This is a genomic window from Streptosporangium sp. NPDC048047, assembly GCF_040653115.1.
In the GTDB taxonomy this organism is placed as follows: Bacteria; Actinomycetota; Actinomycetes; order Streptosporangiales; family Streptosporangiaceae; genus Streptosporangium.
This window is the reverse complement of sequence record NZ_JBEZNH010000139.1, coordinates 1-1,547: the sequence shown is the minus strand read 5'-3', so window position 1 is coordinate 1,547 and position 1,547 is coordinate 1. Positions and strand designations below refer to the sequence as shown.

The 1,547-nt window shown below is 71.8% G+C and carries 1 protein-coding gene; it reads left to right on the top strand.

The genetic code is table 11. The annotated features are described in order from the left end of the window. Positions 1-93: 93 nt before the first annotated feature. Positions 94-999: an oxidoreductase gene (locus tag AB0D67_RS39105; protein WP_362947504.1), complete on the top strand. Its 906-nt coding sequence runs from the start codon at positions 94-96 to the stop codon at positions 997-999. Positions 1,000-1,547: the final 548 nt, after the last annotated feature.

Below are 1,547 nucleotides of genomic sequence, written 5' to 3'. Positions count from 1 at the left end.
ACAAACCATCGCGCAGGCGAATCCCACTGATCTCAACCCCGTACAGGCCCTAGTGTCGCCGGTCTACCGTACCGATACCCGCAGGAGCAGCAGATGACCGGATGGACCGCCGGCCGTGTCCCCGACCAGCACGGCCGGATCGCGGTCGTGACCGGCGCGAACTCGGGCCTCGGCCCGATCACCGCGACCGAGCTGGCCCGCCACGGCGCCCATGTCGTGCTCGCCGTCCGCAACACCGCCGCCGGAGAGGAGACCGCCCGCCGGATCGGCGGCGACGTCGAGGTGCGCGAGCTGGACCTGGCCTCCCTCGATTCGGTACGCGCGTTCGCCGCGAAGCTGGCCGCCGACCACCCGGTGATCGACCTGCTGGTCAACAACGCCGGCGTGGTGTTGCCCGGCCCGCGCCGCACCTCCGCCGACGGTTTCGAGCTGCAGCTCGGCACCAACATGCTGGGCCACTTCGCGCTGACCGGCCTGCTGCTCGACAGGCTGGCGGCGGCGAGGCGATCCCGGGTGGTCAGTCTCAGCTCGATCACCCATAAGAACGCGCACCTCGACTTCGACGACCTGATGTTCGAACGTGACTACCGGGCCGCTCTCGCCTACGGCCGGTCCAAGCTCGCCACCACGATCTTCGGTGTGGAGCTGGACCGCCGCCTGCGCGCCGCCGGATTGCCGATCGTCAGCACGCTGGCTCACCCCGGTCTCACCCGTACCAACCTGACTCCACGTGCCTGGGAGCACCGTGGCCGGTTCGGGCAGATGATCGCGCGGCTCGGCCTGCTGGTCACCCAATCGGTGGAGCAGGGCGCGCTGCCGCAATTGCGCGCCGCGACCGAGCCCGGTGTGCGGGGCGGTCAGTTCTTCGGGCCGTCCAGACTCTGGGAGACGCGGGGGCCGGTCACCGAGGCTCGGCTCAGCCGGGAGGCGGCCGATCCGGCCGTCGGCAAGCGGCTCTGGGCGGCGGCCGAGGAACTGACCGGCGTCAGCTACCTGTGAACCCTGTCGGCAAGCGAGCCCGCGCGGAGCCCGCAGGGATGGCTGATGTTTCACGTGAAACGTCAGCCACCCCTGTACGGCCCCGGAGGTCGCCTCACCGAGATCGGACGAGTGGCCACCGAGATCACCTCCACGGTCGTGGAGGTCACAGCCCTTTCCGGACCCGACCGGATGGAACCACCAAGACAGGCCGGGTGGGCCACCAAGGCCGACCGGGCCGTAGCCAGATGGACGGGGCCGGGTGGACCGTGGCCGGGTGGACGCGGCCGACCCGACCGTGGCCGGGTGGCCGTGGACCGTCCGGGGCCAAGGCAGGATTCAGCGCCGAAACGGCGGCGATTCGATTCGGCACGGTGATGACGGCCAGGCTGCGGCTGGACGACGGCCCGGCCGCGGCCGAGCAGCGAACGGTCCTCGCGGGGAGGTGCGGTGGTTCGGCCTGGAGCGAAGATGACGGCGGGCCCGGGGTTGGACGGGGAAAACCCCGGCCCCGCCCCACACGGGCCGCGCGGCCAGCCCGGACCCCCGCAGGACGCGGGCGACCGCGC